Annotated in this window: 10 protein-coding genes; 3 read left to right on the top strand and 7 right to left on the bottom strand. The window is 61.4% G+C overall.

Going from position 1 to position 15,366, the window contains the following annotated elements:
- Together NJ75_RS05300 and NJ75_RS05295 are read left to right on the top strand one after the other, a co-directional pair.
- Complete coding sequence (locus NJ75_RS05300; protein WP_039332152.1) at nt 1-1,506, top strand: MFS transporter; 1,506 nt, start codon at nt 1-3, stop codon at nt 1,504-1,506.
- Complete coding sequence (locus tag NJ75_RS05295; protein ID WP_039332150.1) at nt 1,503-2,402, top strand: ROK family protein; 900 nt, start codon at nt 1,503-1,505, stop codon at nt 2,400-2,402. Before NJ75_RS05300 ends, NJ75_RS05295 begins: the two co-directional genes overlap by 4 nt.
- On the opposite strand, the gene NJ75_RS05290 is transcribed toward NJ75_RS05295, so the two are convergent.
- From NJ75_RS05290 to NJ75_RS05275, 4 genes are all read right to left on the bottom strand, one after another.
- The gene (locus NJ75_RS05290; protein ID WP_052242046.1) at nt 2,381-3,703 is read right to left on the bottom strand and encodes a glycoside hydrolase family 32 protein; all 1,323 of its coding nucleotides are present in this window, start codon (nt 3,701-3,703) and stop codon (nt 2,381-2,383) included. The two genes, NJ75_RS05295 and NJ75_RS05290, sit on opposite strands and share 22 nt — an antisense overlap.
- A gap of 1 nt (nt 3,704) precedes the next feature.
- Nucleotides 3,705-5,099: a putative 2OG-Fe(II) oxygenase gene (locus NJ75_RS05285; protein WP_052242045.1), complete on the bottom strand. Its 1,395-nt coding sequence runs from the start codon at nt 5,097-5,099 to the stop codon at nt 3,705-3,707.
- Nucleotides 5,096-6,598 carry a tryptophan halogenase family protein gene (locus NJ75_RS05280; protein ID WP_039332148.1) on the bottom strand — a complete coding sequence of 501 codons (1,503 nt, stop codon included), beginning with the start codon at nt 6,596-6,598 and terminating at the stop codon, nt 5,096-5,098. The genes NJ75_RS05285 and NJ75_RS05280 overlap by 4 nt, the downstream gene beginning before the upstream one ends.
- A gap of 159 nt (nt 6,599-6,757) precedes the next feature.
- Entirely contained in the window at nt 6,758-9,268 is a 2,511-nt protein-coding gene (locus tag NJ75_RS05275) for a TonB-dependent receptor domain-containing protein (protein WP_039332146.1), read from the bottom strand.
- Between the two features lie 266 nt (nt 9,269-9,534).
- On the opposite strand from NJ75_RS05275, the gene NJ75_RS05270 reads away from it, so the two are divergent.
- Nucleotides 9,535-10,554, top strand: a complete 1,020-nt coding sequence (locus tag NJ75_RS05270; protein WP_052242042.1) for a LacI family DNA-binding transcriptional regulator — start codon at nt 9,535-9,537, stop codon at nt 10,552-10,554.
- Nucleotides 10,555-10,560: 6 nt separating this feature from the next.
- On the opposite strand, the gene NJ75_RS05265 is transcribed toward NJ75_RS05270, so the two are convergent.
- From NJ75_RS05265 to NJ75_RS05255, 3 genes are read right to left on the bottom strand one after another with little or no spacing between them, the layout of a single operon-like run.
- Entirely contained in the window at nt 10,561-11,793 is a 1,233-nt protein-coding gene (locus NJ75_RS05265) for a glycoside hydrolase family 68 protein (RefSeq protein WP_236727066.1), read from the bottom strand.
- Entirely contained in the window at nt 11,717-13,816 is a 2,100-nt protein-coding gene (locus NJ75_RS05260; RefSeq protein ID WP_039332142.1) for an alpha-galactosidase, read from the bottom strand. The genes NJ75_RS05265 and NJ75_RS05260 overlap by 77 nt, the downstream gene beginning before the upstream one ends.
- Nucleotides 13,816-15,138, bottom strand: coding sequence for an MFS transporter (locus tag NJ75_RS05255; RefSeq protein ID WP_052242041.1), 1,323 nt, complete (start codon nt 15,136-15,138; stop codon nt 13,816-13,818). The genes NJ75_RS05260 and NJ75_RS05255 overlap by 1 nt, the downstream gene beginning before the upstream one ends.
- Between the last annotated feature and the right edge of the window lie 228 nt (nt 15,139-15,366).

Here is a 15,366-nt window from a genome sequence, read left to right as displayed (position 1 = left end):
ATGACCACCTTGATCCGCCAACCCGCTAGGGAAAAACCCAGGCAGAGTTTCTGGGGACTGTGGAACATCAGCTTTGGCTATTTCGGCATCCAGATCGCTTTCGCACTGCAAAACGCAAACGTCAGCCGCATCTTCCAGTCACTTGGCAGCTCCGTCGACGATCTCGCATTCCTGTGGATCGCGGGGCCGGTAACGGGCCTTATCGTGCAGCCGCTGATCGGTTATCATTCGGACCGGACCTGGGGCTTCCTTGGCCGCCGCCGCCCCTATTTCCTTGCCGGTGCGGTGCTCGCCGGATTGGCCCTGATCGGCTTGCCCAACACCGGGCTGCTCCTGCTCGCCGCCGCCTTCCTGTGGCTTCTAGATGCTTCGCTCAACGTCGCAATGGAGCCCTTCCGCGCCTTTGCCGGAGACATGACACCGGACGACCAACGCGCGCAGGCCTTTGCCTTTCAAACGTGCTTTATCGGCGCGGGCGCCGTGCTTGGCAGCCTCGCGCCGGCGCTGTTCAACTGGCTCGGTATTCCTAACGTCGCGCCGGAGGGGGTGATCCCGCCGTCCGTCCGCTACAGCTTCTATCTCGGCGCGGCAGCGATGGTCTTCAGCGTGGGCTGGACAGTGCTCAGAGTGCGCGAATACTCACCCGATGAAATGGCAGAGTTCGATCCGGGCTCCGACCACGATCATGGCGCGGAGCACGAGCCACTGATCTATCCGCGCAGCGGGCCGTTCTGGACGATTGCCGGAATCGTGATGCTTGGGCTTGTCCAGGCGCTCGCCCTGGACAAGCAGCTTTACGTGCTGGGAGCCGGGCTTTGCGCATTCGGCCTCATCCAGATCGGCGTTCGTGCCACGTCAGCCCGAGGAGCGCTTGCGCACATCGTCAGCGACCTTGCCCAGATGCCCGTCCAGATGCGCCAACTGGCATTCGCGCAGTTCTTTACCTGGATCGGCTTTTTCATTGTCTGGATCTACACCACGCCGGTGGTCACCGCACAGGCGTTTGGCGCGACCGACACGACCAGCCTTGCCTATAACGAAGGCGCGGACTGGGTCGGGATAATGTTCGCATTCTACAACGGCGTTGCCGCAGTTGCGGCGTTCCTGCTGCCAATTCTGGCGCGGCGCATCGGCAATGCCGCAACTCATGCAGTTGGCCTTCTGTGCGGGGCGGCAGGTTTCGTCGGGATTCTCCTGATCCGCAACCCGGATGCGCTGCTCCTGCCGATGGTCGGCATGGGGATTGCCTGGGCATCGGTGCTTTCGATGCCCTATGTCATTCTGACAAGAGTGCTGCCGCCGCGAAAGTTCGGGATCTACATCGGCATCTTCAATTTCTTCATCGTCATACCCCAACTCGTCGTGGCGACACTGATGGGTGGTGTGATGCGCAGCTTCTTCCCCGGAGAACCGCGCTGGACGATGCTGGTGGCGGCCTTGATGATGACGGCGGCAGCAGCTGCCATGATACTGGTTAAAGAGAATGCGAAAGTGACGGGCGAATGAGCGAGAAAGGTCTGATCGGAGCGGTCGAAGCTGGCGGCACCAAGTTCGTGCTTGCGCTTGCGACGCATGAGGGTGAAATCCTCGCCCGCACGCGCATGCCGACGAACACGCCGACCGAGACATGGCCGGCAATGCAGGCGTTCTTCGAAGAGGCAAGCGCGCAGCATGGTCCGATCGCGGCGTTCGGCGTAGCAAGTTTTGGCCCTATCGACATCGACCCGACGTCGTCCGCCTACGGCACGTTTACCACCACGCCCAAGCCGGGCTGGTCAGGCGCACGGTTTCACGACGTGCTGTCCGGATTTGGCGCCCCGATCAAGGTGGATACCGACGTGAACGGCGCCGCGATCGGCGAATGGATGGCCGGGGCGGGTCAAGGCTGCCGCACCCTCGCCTACACCACCATCGGCACCGGGGTCGGCACGGGCGTTGTGCGCGATGGCCAGTCGCTGATGGGCATTTCGCACTTCGAGAGCGGCCATATCCAACCGCCGCGCGATCCGTCGCGCGATCCCTTCCCCGGCATCTGTCCCTATCACAGCGACTGCCTCGAAGGCCTGGCTTGTGGTCCAGCCATAGAGAAGCGGTGGGGCACCAGCCTCGACAAGCTCGGGGCAGAGGAAGTGGGCATTGTGGCCGACTACATCGCCCACCTCGCCTCGACACTGGTGCTGCTGCACATGCCGGACCGGCTGATTTTCGGCGGTGGCGTGATGAAGGCGCCGGGGCTGGTCGAAGCGGTGCGCAAGGCTACGGTTGGCCAGCTTAATGGCTATGTTCAGCATCCACGGCTCGACGCCGAGCTGGAAAGCTACATCGTCACGCCGGGCCTTGGAGATGATGCGGGAATCACCGGCGCCATCGAACTCGGCCGTCAAGCGCTCGCAGCAAGGTAACGGGCAGAAAGTGTGCCGCTGCCGCGCAACGCCCATGCCTCACCGGCAAGGCGATGCTGCAAGGTGAGGCAATCTGCCCCAGCCCCTGCGATGATCTCGATGCTGCCGTGGTCGAGCCAGATCTCGACTGGTCCATCGCCGGTGAGCTCCATTTCGCACTTCCGATCAAGCTGGGGCGTTAGTGCATCCTTGCGCACGACCTCGATCCTGCTTGCCTTGCGAGAGCATGCGAGAAAGCGTCCCGCGTCATCGGAAAGCGTGAAGCTCCACTCGCCAGCATCCGCCGTCAGCATGGCACAACCCGGCAGTGGAAAGCAGCCGTGATCCAGCTCGATCTTCTCCGCTCCACCGAAGAGTGCGCGGCATGATGGTTCGATCGACTGGACGAGCACGAAGCCGTCCTCGCGCCGCCTGAGCGAAAGCCTGCGAGGGAGGCTCATCGCACCGCGCCACCCTTGCAGCGGCAAGTGCTTCTGAACGGCATGGTTGCCCATCCAGCCAATCCACGTCGGCCTGTCTAGTCGGTCGCGTGGTTCCGTCCAGCCAATAGCCGCGTAGAACTCGTCGCCGTAGTCGGCCACCTGCCAGGCGCTTTCGGCTTTGAACCGGATACCGTCAAAGCTGCCGGCCCGATAAAGAGCGCCCGATCCCGGCGCGCCTGAAAGCACATCGACCTTGAACAACCAGCGTGTCTCAGCGGAGCCTTCAATGGGTAGTTCGACGAGGAACGGGCATTCCCACAAGTGTCCCGGCGCGCCGTCTGTCGGTATCTCAGACAGCTCTTCCCATGATTTCAGGTCGCCCGATCCATAGATCAAGGCGCGATTCTCGTCGGACAGGACCACGGTCATGATCCAGCGCTGCGTCGGCTCATGCCAGAACACGTTGGGATCGCGGAAGTCTTCCATCTTGCGGTCCAGCACCGGGTTTGCGGAATACTTGGTAAAGGTGCGCCCCTGGTCGGTGCTTGCGGCAATGCATTGGAACTGATGCAGGCGATCGGTTCTGGCGCCGGTGTAGATTGCGATCATCGCGCCATGTCCGAAGCCAGCACTGTCGGCATGATCGATGACTGCCGAACCCGAAAAGATCATGGTCTGATTTTCCTCGGCCAGTGCCACCGGCAGCTCCCGCCAATGTGCGAGGTCCGACGAAACAGCGTGCCCCCACGACATGTGCCCCCATTCTTCACCGAAAGGATTGTACTGGTAGAACATGTGCCACGCGCCATCCTGCCAGACGAGGCCGTTGGGATCGCTCAGCCAGTTGACGGCGGGGGCATAATGATAGCGAGGGCGCATCTCAGGCCTTTGCGGGCGGGTTGGGGATTGCGGGAGCTGGAACGACATCGAAAGCGATGGTCATTCGCTCTCCATCAGTGAACGGCACAGTGCCGTGCCACATCGTCGAGGGAAACAGCACGAGCCGACCTGGCTTGGGCTCGATCAAGCCGTAAGGCTCAAGCGCCAGCGCGAGTTCGGGCGGCGGTTTTCCGAATTGCAGGTAACCCGCCGGCGCCGCCCCCCGCCGGGGCTCCTCCGGCACGGTAACGTAAAGTGCAGAGCTGATCCAGCCCATAGGGTGCGTGTGCATCGCGTGATATCCACCGGGCCGCAGCTTTACCGACCAGCTACCGGCGAACAGAGACCGCCCCCGTGGCGCAGCAAGCAGCGGGTGCGCGGGGTCAGGCGAGGATAAGTCGGCGATGTAGCGTGCGACTGCCACTTCGATCCTGCTCCTCGCTGCAGCGATGACGGGATCGATCCGCAGCAGCAGCGGCCGCTCGGTCTGCGTGCCGCCGCGAACTGACTGTTCGTGCCAGGGTTCGTTCATGGTGTGAAGCCGGCGAAGCGTCCGTGCCAGTTCCGCCAATTCTTCAGCGCTGAAGCCAAGATCGAACGCCCGGACATCGCGCATCCCGCCGTCGAGCCAATCGACACGGGCATCACCGAGGAGCCGCCAGGCAAGCGAAAGATAGGGCCAGAAAGCGCGCATTGCTGCGGTTCCGGCGTGGCGCAGGCAAACGTCGCGGCCGCGTTCTATCTGCCCACCGCGCAGGAAGTGTCGAACGCGGGCGAGATCGAGCCCCACGTCCTGAACGTGTTCCACGCCGTCGAACAATGCCGCGTTGTCCGCCGCTTCACCGCTCTCGCTGGCAATGAACAGCTTGCCGAGCAGCGAAGGTTGGCGTTCGCCCAATGCCGCTTCGGCGTCTGCTATGACGGCGCGGGCATCGTCCCATTGCCGGGCCGTGGCAAGCACGTGGAACCACGCCATCCTCAGGCCGAAGTTGGCAGGATCGCGCTCGATCGCGGCTGGAAAGCTGCGCGCGAAGTCCGGATCGCCGACAGTCGCACGCATTCCGCACAGGCAGCGGTGACCTTCGATCCAACCGGGATTTGCAGCCAGCACGCCTTCCAGCAGGTCTTCACCTTCCAGCTGTCGTCCTTCGGCCGCCAAGGCAGTCGCACGGCTGCGCTGGAGGTCTATCCGCTGTGGCTGCAGCCTTGCCGCCTCGGCGTAGAGGTCTGCAGCATTCAGCCCCGCCTCAAACGAGATCTGCGCCAGTCCCAGCGCCGCGTTGGGATCGCCAGGCGCGGCTTTGGCCGCCAGCAGGATCGCGTCCAGAGCACCGCCAAGGTCCTGCACTTCGCGCAACGCGACGGCGCGCCGGAACAAGGCTTCCGCCTCGCTCATGCCGCGCAGTTGGCCTTGATGAACTGCTCATGCGTCGGTTGCTGAAGCGCAGCGTGGTGCATCGCCGCCCGCAACTTGCCCAGCCACTCGCGTCCGTCGATCCCGCGGTAGTCTGCAAGCGGATCGGTGCGCTCTGGAATGTTCCCCTGCCCGACATGCACCGCCAGCCACGACGGCGCGCCGAACAGGTCGGCATCGCGCTGAACCAGGCGGCCGTAGCGACGGAAATGCTCGATCTTGGTCTGGAGCGTATCGGGAATGTCCATTGCCGCGCAATAGCGCCAGAGTTCGGAGTCATCGCGCGTCGTGAGCTTGTAGTGCAGGATCAGGAAATCGCGGATCCGCTCGTACTCGTTGATGGCAATGCGGTTGTACTCCTCGATCACGATGGGATCGAAGGTGCGTTCGGGAAACAGGGCAAGCAGCTTGGAAATGCCGGCCTGGATCAGATGAATCGAGGTTGATTCCAGCGGCTCCATGAACCCGCTGGAGAGGCCAACCGCAATGACATTCTTTTCCCAGAAAGTCTTGCGCCGACCAGTGACAAAACGCAGCGGCCGGGGATCGGCCAACGCCTTGCCATCCAGGCGCGACAGGAGCTTGTCCGCAGCCTGATCCTCGGACAGGAACTGGCTGCAGAAAACGTAGCCGTTGCCAGTGCGATGTTGCAGCGGAATGCGCCACTGCCACCCCGCTTCCCGCGCAGTCGACCGGGTGTAGGGCGTCAGCGGCCCTGCATTCTCGCATGGTACGGCCATTGCCCGATCGCACGGCAGCCAGTGCGTCCAGTCCTCGTAGCCCGCCTTGAGCGCACCTTCGATCAGCAGGCCGCGAAAGCCCGAGCAATCCACGAACAACTCCGCTTCGACCGCTCGCCCATCATCCAGCGTTACCCCTGTGACAAAGCCGGTCTCGGCGTCCTGCTGCACGCTGGCGACCTTGCCCTCGATGCGCGTCACGCCCCTGGCTTCTGAGTATTCGCGCAGAAACTTCGCATAGAGGCCTGCATCGAAATGATAGGCATAATCGAAGGTCGAAAGCACATTGCGCTGATCTGGCATCGGCGGAGCAAACCGGTTCTCCTTTGCCAGAGCCCACGCCATCGAATGCTCGTCCAGCGGCGCAGTCTCGCCCGCTTCACGCGCCCGCAGCCAGTAGTGGTGAAGGTTGACGATATCGAACGCCCGTCCATGCGGACCGAACGGATGGAAATAGCTGTTGCCGAGGCTGCCCCAGTCAACAAACTCGATGCCGAGCTTGAAAGAGCCCTTGGTCTTGCGCACGAACTCGCGCTCGTCGATCTGGAGCGTCTCGTTGAAGGTGCGGATCGGCGGGATCGTCGCCTCGCCTACGCCGACCGTGCCGATTTCGTCGGATTCGACCAGCGTGATGCTGCAGTTGTGCCGCAGCGCCTGAGCCAACGCCGCCGCTGTCATCCAGCCTGCAGTGCCACCACCGATCACCGCGATGGATCGGATCATCAGGTCAGGATTGCTCATGTCATACAGCTCATTCAGGCGTGCCTCTTGTTGGCGTCCCTTCTGTCCTATCGCTCTTGCGGCGATATTGGAACGGAAGGGCGGAACGCATCAGCGCCCCGCCCCTCCCTCATGCGACCCGAGGTGACCGGGAGAGACGCCAGGCCTCTCCCGCCAGCATCAGAAGTTGTAACGGACCGAAGCCGAAACCGTGCGGCCCAGTGCAGGCGCACCGCCGATCACGACCGGGTTGGCAGTCGGGTCGGCAATGCCGCCGTTGCCGCGCAGGTCGAAGGTATCGAACACGTTGTAGACCTGCAGACCGAGTTCGAGGTCCTTCATCGGGTAGACACGAAGCGACGGGTTGAAGATGGCCTTGCCCGGATACTCGAAGCCCGCATCGTCAATCGCACTGGTCTGGCCGGTCATCGCCACGCCGACGGTGGCGATATCGCCGATGTCGTAATTGGCCGATGCCGTGTAGATCAGGTCAGGCAGGTTGGGCGAACGAGTATAGGACGTGGCACCTGCCGACTGGCGCTTGGCCTTCGAGTAGGTAGCGTTGCCGACGAAGCTGAAGCCGCCGTTGCGATAGGTTGCGAAGAATTCCGCACCGGTCGACTTGAACTTGGCATCGATGACGCAACCGCCAGAACCACCGGGGCAGCGGGTGGCCGACAGCTCATAGGTCGACTGCTTGAAGTTGCCCTTGAGCAGCGTCATTTCCATCGTGAACTGGCCGCCGAACAGATCGCCACGGCTCTTGATGCCGAGTTCGTGCTGGGTGACGAAGTCAACCGAAGGCGTCACGCCGTCAGCCGAGCAGCCGTTGCTGCCGATGTCGCTCGCACGGCACAGCACACCGTCGTTGCGGATCTTGCCGCCCAGCGTCTGACGGTCGCTGTTGAAGCGGCCACCCCGTGAGGTGCGGGCGAAGATCGTCACGTTCGGCGTGACCTTGAACAGACCGCCCACGGTCCACGAGGTGTAACTGCGGGTATAGTTCAGGTTCTCGCGCACGCCGTTGGCAGTGATCGCAGGGATGGTCACGCCATTGCTGTTGATCGGGAACTCGGCTCCGCCGCCGATGGCATAGCCGGTCGACTTGATGCGCTCGAAGCGGACCGAGCCATCGAGCCCGAACTGGTCGTGGTCGAAGTCGAGCGAGAGGTACGGCGCCGTGTTCGCATACGACAGGTCGTAGTCGCGAGCGCAGCATTCGCCCCAATTGTTGTTGTAGCCAGAGGTGCCGGCCTGGGTCAGCTTGTTGCCCGCGCTGTCGAACAGATCGAGCTGCGAGGGGTTGTCGCCGTTCAGTTCGCGCAGCGACTTGTTGACGTGCCAGTCCATCGCGATCTTCTGGTTCATGTAGAACAGACCAGCGCGGGTGGTCAGCTTGCCCGATGCGACGTCGAACTTGCCGGCGAGGGTCAGGTCATTGGCAAAGCTGCCAATGTCGCGGATGTTGGTGCGCACGTTGACGTTGTTGTCGAGGTAGCGATCGGTAAACAGCTGACCGGCCTTGGGACCGCTGGCATAGCGGATCGCGGCGACGGTGCGGCCGTTGACGGTCGACCCGAGCACCGACGAGGTCAGCGCGGTGTTGAGGAACGGTGAGGCAAACGCACCGCTCATGCTGGTGTAGCGCATGTTGTTATCGACAGTGATCCCGCCGTCGAAATCATAGTGGAACTGGCCACCGAAGGACTGCGCCTGGGTGGTGATGCCGTCCATCTTGACGCGCTCGAGGTTGCCCTCACGGTTATAGATGAGGAAGTCCTGATTGTAGATCGAGTAGTTCGAGGAATCACGACCATCGAAGCCCGGATAGGGGCGAATGTTCGAGACCTTCTTGCCGGTGATCGTGGCAAGTGCGGGTGCGCCGGTGTAGTTCGGCTCCTGCGTATCGGCCACCTTGAAGTTGAGGCGGAAATAGCCGCGCCCTTCGTTGAACTCCTTGGTCAGGTTGCCCTTGACCTGGAAGGAATCCGACACCGTATAGTCCGCCTTCAGCGGGCCACGACCGTTCTTCACGTAACCGCCGATGTGGAAGTACATCGTGTCGTTGATCGGACCGCCATAACGGAAGTCGGCGCGGGTCTCGTCATAGCCGAGGCCGCGGTTAATCGAGACAAAGCCGCCCTCCTGCTTACCGGTGTGGCTGATGTAGTTGATCACCGCGCCAGGTGCCTGCGAGGCAAAAGTGCCGGCCGAACCGCCACGAACGCCTTCGATGTTCTGCACCGATCCGTCGAAGCGGGTCCAGTAATCGTTGTTGCCGAACTGGATATCGCCGAACAGCACGGTCGGCAGGCCATCTTCCTGGATTTGCACGAACGGCGAACCACCGGTGGCGACCGGAAGACCGCGCACGGCGATGTTCGAGTTGCCGCCTGGGCCGGCGGTACCGGCAACCTGGATGCCCGGGATGGCGCGGAACACTTCGGCTTCTGAGGTAGGACGGATCGCCTGAATGGTCTCGGACGAAATCGAGCTGACCGAGACTGCGCTGTTGAGCTGCGTCTTGTCACGGCCCGATGCGGTCACGACAATAGCGTCAAGGCCGGTTGTCTCAGGAGCGGCTTCGGCGCTGTCAGCCTGTGCTGCGTCCTGCGCGAGAGCGGGCATGGCCGACATCGCGCTGCAGAGCGCGACAAGCGAGGCACAGCCGTAAAGGGGTGTAAGCTTCATATTTCCTCCCACCAAGATGCTCCTGCAGCACCTGCAGGAATCAGTCAGATGTTCGCTAAACCCTACTGCAATCGTTTGCAAGTCCAAATAACAATCGATTGCATTCGATGCGCAAATCGTGTTTATCATGCAACACCGGGCGCCGAGCCCTACGAGAACTCGGGCACCATAGTCATTGACACGCCGCCTCCGTGCGGCGCATCAATCGCCCGAAGACATTGCGCAAAATCGCGCAGAGAAGCGCTTGTGCAGGACATGCATTTTCCATGGACGACGTAAAAAAGCCCGGCAAGATCAGGAATATTGCCGAGTTAGCCAAGATTGCTGGCGTTTCCGCCGGAACGGTTTCGCGCGCACTTGCCGACAAATCCCTGGTAAACAAGGAGACCCGAGAACGCATCCAGGCCCTGGCTCGGGAACACGGGTTCCGCCCCAATCAGATGGCCCGTCGGTTGCGCACGCAGCAGACCGGCGTGATCGGCGTGGTCATTCCACTTGGCCATGAACGGCGCCAGCACATCTCGGACCCCTTTTTCATGACGTTGTTCGGCTACCTCGCCGACGAGCTGACAGAGAGCGGACACGACCTTATGCTCTCTCGCGTCATTCCTGGGGACGACGAGTGGCTCGACCGTATCGTGGACTCCGGCATGCTCGATGGCGCCCTGGTCATCGGACAGTCAAACCAGTTCGACGTGATCGAACGGGTCGCAAAACACTATCGACCGTTGGTCGTTTGGGGCAGCTATCGCGAGGGTCAGGTCCAATGCACGGTGGGCGTGGACAACGCGGCTGGCGGAGCGCTCGCAACACGGCGCCTGCTGGCGCGCGGAGCCAAACGTCTCGCCTTCTTCGGTGATACCAACGGACCAGAAATTGCCGAACGCCTGCGCGGTGTAGAACGGGCGATCGCCGGGCTATCCGATGTCAGTCTTGCCAATTTTCCGACCCACCTGGCAAGTGATGAGATGGCAAGCCAGATAACAGCGCATCTCGACTCCCTTGCCGGCGAAGTGGACGGCATCGTGTGTGCATCCGACATCATCGCGATGACAACCATCCGAATTCTCCACGAAAGAGGAGTCACCGTCCCGGATGACGTTGCCGTCACCGGTTTCGACGACCTCCCATTAGCCGCCCGGATGGTGCCGCAGTTGACCACCGTGAAGCAGGACATCGCCGAGGGTGCCAAGGCAATGGTCGATGCGTTGCGCCGCAGGATTGCCGGAGAGGATGCTCCATCGACTGTCATGCAGCCGGAACTGGTCGCGCGCGAAAGTGCCTGATCTGGATCAGGCAATCGTCACACTGTCGCCGTCAAAGTTCAGGGAAAAGCGCGGTGCAGGTGTTCCTCCGAAATTGCTGCGCAGCAATGCAGGGCACTCTGCAGTGGTTCGCCCTTCCATGCCCCAATAATCTACGAAGCTCCACACGACGCCTTCTCCAGTAACCCACCAGCTGTATGACTGCTTGGCCTCGGCGTCGGGATTGGCGGCGACGAGGCTCGTCCCGTTGATCGGTCTCCACGGCCCTGCCAGGCTGTCGGCCACCATGCCGTATAGTGCATTCGGACCAGCTACCGCACCGGGAGCAAAGGTGTGGGTCTGCGTGGACCAGAACAAGTAATAATGTCCATCGCGCACGATCACGTGGGGGCGCTCAAGTTCATTGTTCACCCCTGTCGCTTCGATCAGGGGATCTCCAAGCTTCCACTCGCCCTCCATCAGGGTCGCCATGCCGACATTTCCATTGAAGGCGTGATCGGTCCAGGCAGCACTGCCGGTAAACAAAAGATGGGCCAGCCCGGTTGCGGGATCGCGCAACCAGGCCGGATCACGAAACCCCTTGATCAGGCCGGGTGCTCCCGCATCCTGCCTGTCATAAACATACCGCACCCCGTCTGCGATCAGGATTTCGCGCGGCTCCTGCCATTGCCCCGGGCCAGCGTCACCCAACCGCCCCACACTCGAGAAGATTCGCTGTTCGAAAGTCATCGCCTGTTCGCCGCGCCGGCCGGCTGCGGTGAAGAAATGATGCACGGTTACGCCGTCGTCCATCAATACCGCCGATCCGGCCCATTCGCGGCTGCCGGGCGTCATGCCATCGGGAAAAGCATTCCCGTGATCGATCCACCCCCCATCCCCGATCGAAAGCAGCCTGATCCGGGCATGACCATGACGTTCAACCGGGTCGGCAAAAACCGGCGCAGAGAGAAAGAACCACCAGCTGCGGCCCAAATGTTGCACTGTCCTGCCATCTTCGTGAGCAAGTGGCCAGCAGTCCCATAAATCGATGTGGTCAAACAAACGCACCACATCGTCCCTGCCGATAATCGGGATGCGGGGTGCATCGCCAAAGCATGTTGGTTCCCAACGGCTCGCACCAAACGGTGCTACCTTCTGGATCAGCGCTGAAATTTGAGACATCGTGAGCTTTCTCGAAGTGCGGTCAGGCGCATTTGCGCATGTGAAAAATGGAAACTGTCTCGGCCTTGGATGGCGGCAACGGCAGCCCGGAGTGCGCAAGCCAGCTTGCAGAGAACTTTTGCGGCTCGGCGATCATCGCTTCGAACAATGGGGCGCTTTGCATGGCATGGCCGCCCTCACCCCCGGCAATCCTCATCAACTGCACATCCCACCAGCCTCCTCCGGCTGCAAAAGGTAGCGGAAGTGGTTGCGGCCGCCGATCTGCCGGTGGTTCTGCACGGATGATGAAAAGCAGGAGTTCGTCTTCTTTGCCCTGCGCCTGCCAGAGTATCCCGTCAGCGCCCTCACCCAACCAGACACGGCCTTGGTGGAGCAAGTCACGCCATTGCTTGTAAAAGGAAATCCAGCCCGCAAGTTCTGCGCGCTCGCCCTCCGACAGCGTGCGCGGATCCATTTCCACGCCGAGATGACCAGTCAGCGCCATCGCCGCGCGAAAAGCGAGAGGATGGCTACGACCAGTCGCATGTGCGGGGCTCGCAGCAATGTGCGACCCCATCACTTCTGGCGGCAGAAACGAGAGAAATCCGCGCTGTATACTGATCCGGCTGACTGCGTCGATGTTGTCACTGGTCCAGTAGCGATGACAAAATTCGGCCATTCCGGCATCGTTACGGCCACCGCCACCGGCACAGGACTCTACCTCAACTCCAGGATGCGCGGCACGAACTCTCGCAAGCAGAGCATAGACTCCACGCAACTGCGCGGCACCGCCGGCTGGCGCAAGATCGCGGTTGTGATCCCACTTGAGGTATGTGATCGGCAGCTCGGTCAGAAGAGCGTCGAGACAGTCGAAGAGATAGTCACGGACATCCGTTCGAGCCATATCCAGGACGAGCTGGTTGCGAGCTGTCGGCTGCGGCCGGCCCGGCAGGGACAGTGCCCAATCGGGATGAGCACGATAAAGGTCGCTATCCGGGTTGATCATTTCCGGCTCGACCCACAGACCGAACTCCATGCCCAAGGCGTTCACCCTGTCCGCTAGGGGTTTCAAGCCGTTCGGGTACTTTCGCGGATCGGCTGTCCAGTCGCCCAGTCCGGAAGTGTCATCATCCCGATTGCGAAACCAGCCATCGTCCAGAATGAAGCGTTCTACACCAACCGATGCCGCTGCCTCGGCCAAGGCAACGATGCGTGCTTCGTCATGGTCAAAGTAGCAGGCCTCCCATGAGTTGAGATGCACGGGACGGGGGCGCATAGTGCGGCCAGGCCACTGCAGCCGGGCACGCACCGCATCGTGGAACGCAGATGCCGCACCGTTCCGCCCCTCGGTTGACACCGTGAAAATCGCGTCTGGTGCTGTCCAGCTATCTCCAGGGGATAAAGTGACCTCGCCCGGCTGCAGAAGAGCGCCTGCGCTCATGATCCAGCAGCCTTCATCGTCGCGCTCTATTGCAACGCGATTGTCGGCCGACCACGCCAACTGCAATGCGCGAACGGTGCCTTGGTGCAAAGTCGCACCATGATCGAGCACGAAGACACCACCCGGTCCACCGTGCCCGGAAATGCCCCGCCGCACCTCGCGCACCCACGACTGCTGAGGCATGGCCTCACAACATTCCACCAGCTCAGCGTTATGACGGCCACGCCATGACACGATCCGACCTGAAGTTGACGGGAGCGGCAGCATGGCGCTGGCGAGCCAATCCACCGAGAAAGCCAAATCACCTACGTTGCGGACGACGCTGCGGCATACGCATGCCCTACCCGAGACCTCGAAAGTCTGTTCAACTTCAACGCCGGAATCCTCATCGCGACAGCGGATAATCACGCATCCAGCACCGTCGGAAACGTCCACAGCAGAAAAGTCGATATCCAGGCATTTCCCGGCGCTGCTGACCTTCAGGAATGCAGGGCCGAACCAGCCAAGGCCTGACACCGGAACCGAGCAGAACGGCACGTCGTGGTCGAGTGAATACGAGGCGGGACCGCGCAGGTCCGACAATGGCGGCAGGCCTTGCGTCTCGACCGTCGGACCGAAATGTCGCCAGACCGGCGCCCTGCCTTCTGCCGTGTCCCAAGCTAGGGACGCAGTCCCCGTATGCAAGGCAAAAGTGCGAGACATCACGCAACCACTGCCTGCTGCGACATGGCTCCGACCCGCCCTTCACGGACCCACAGAACCGAAACACCTGCAAGTGCAAGCGAGACACCACAGAACATCAACATGTTGCGCGGATCGCCACCCAGCGCGAGCTTGTAGGCATCGAAGCCGATCGAGACGAAGCCAAGATCGAGCCTGCTCATCACCACAGCAAACAGCAGCATGGGGATTACGATCATCATGTTGAAAATGCCCATGTAGACGCCCGTGCGCTGCGGCGGGATTGAGTTTGTCAGAATGGCGTAGGGGTTACCCATGATGCTGCCCCACGCCAGGCCAATGCCGATGGCCGGAACGAACAGGAACGCCTTGTCTGTCACGTTCGGCAGAAGAAACATGCCGACGCCACCGGCAAACAGGCAAAGTGCATGGAGTGGCCCCGGTCCGATGCGCTTCACGAGAGGAACCATGGCGAAGGCGGTCACAAAGGAAATGGCATTGTAGAATGCGGCGACTTCGCCGTTGGTCAGTACCGCCGTGTGGAAGGCACTGCTGTGAACATCGGCGGTCCCATAGACTGTCCGACTGATCGAATAGACGGCATACGTCCAGTAGCCGGACATGCCGGCCCACTGAAACAGGCTCATAAGGCCCAGTTTGCGCATGGCGACGGGCATGTCGGCGATCGCTGCCCCAATCTCGCTAAAGGTCGCCCAAACACCCCTCGGCTGGGCTTTGATGTGGGCGATCTCGTCTGCCGTAAGCGGGAGTTCGGGAACGCGAAGCACCGACCACAAGATCGTGGTCAGCGAAAGTACCGCACCGATCATGAACACGATGCGGACGGTGTAGGGAATTCCATGGCTGTCTACCCAGTCCTGGTTCATGCCGAAGCCGACAAGCAGTGAGGGCGTGAGGAACGCAAGCATCTGCGCGAGACCAGTAAAGGCGCTTTGCGAGAGGAAGCCCGCCTGGCGCTGATCGGGATTAAGCCGATCAGAGACATAGGCGCGGTAGGGCTCCATCGTGATATTATTGCCGGCATCGAGGATCCACAGCAGCGACATCGCCATGAGGATTGAACTCGACAGCGGCATGAAGAACAGGCCGAGGCAGCACAGTACTGCACCGATCAGGAAATAGGGTGTGCGACGCCCCCACCGGCTGGCAGTCCGATCGCTCAAGGCTCCGATGATTGGCTGCACAAGCAGGCCGGTGATCGGCCCGGCCAGCTGGAGCATGGGCAACTGGGATTCATCAGCACCGAGATAACTGTAGATCGGCCCCATGTTGCCCTGTTGCAGGCCGAAACTGAACTGCAGGCCGAGGAATCCAAGATTCATTTCGAGAATGCGCGCCAAGGACAGTTTGGGTCTGGCGATGTTACTGGTTCCCACGTCCGGCTCTCCCATGGACCTATTCCGGCCCTCTCGCCGCTTCTTGCCACAGCATGTCGAGCCTTACAACAATCGATTGCAGAAATACCTGACCCCACATTCGAGGCTGTGATCGGAAGCTTTGATGGAATGCAATAAGTTACCAGAAAACAGACCTTTGCGAAATATATGCAA

It is taken from the genome of Novosphingobium subterraneum (assembly GCF_000807925.1).
Classification (GTDB): domain Bacteria; phylum Pseudomonadota; class Alphaproteobacteria; order Sphingomonadales; family Sphingomonadaceae; genus Novosphingobium; species Novosphingobium subterraneum.
This window is presented reverse-complemented; position numbering and strand designations above follow the sequence as displayed.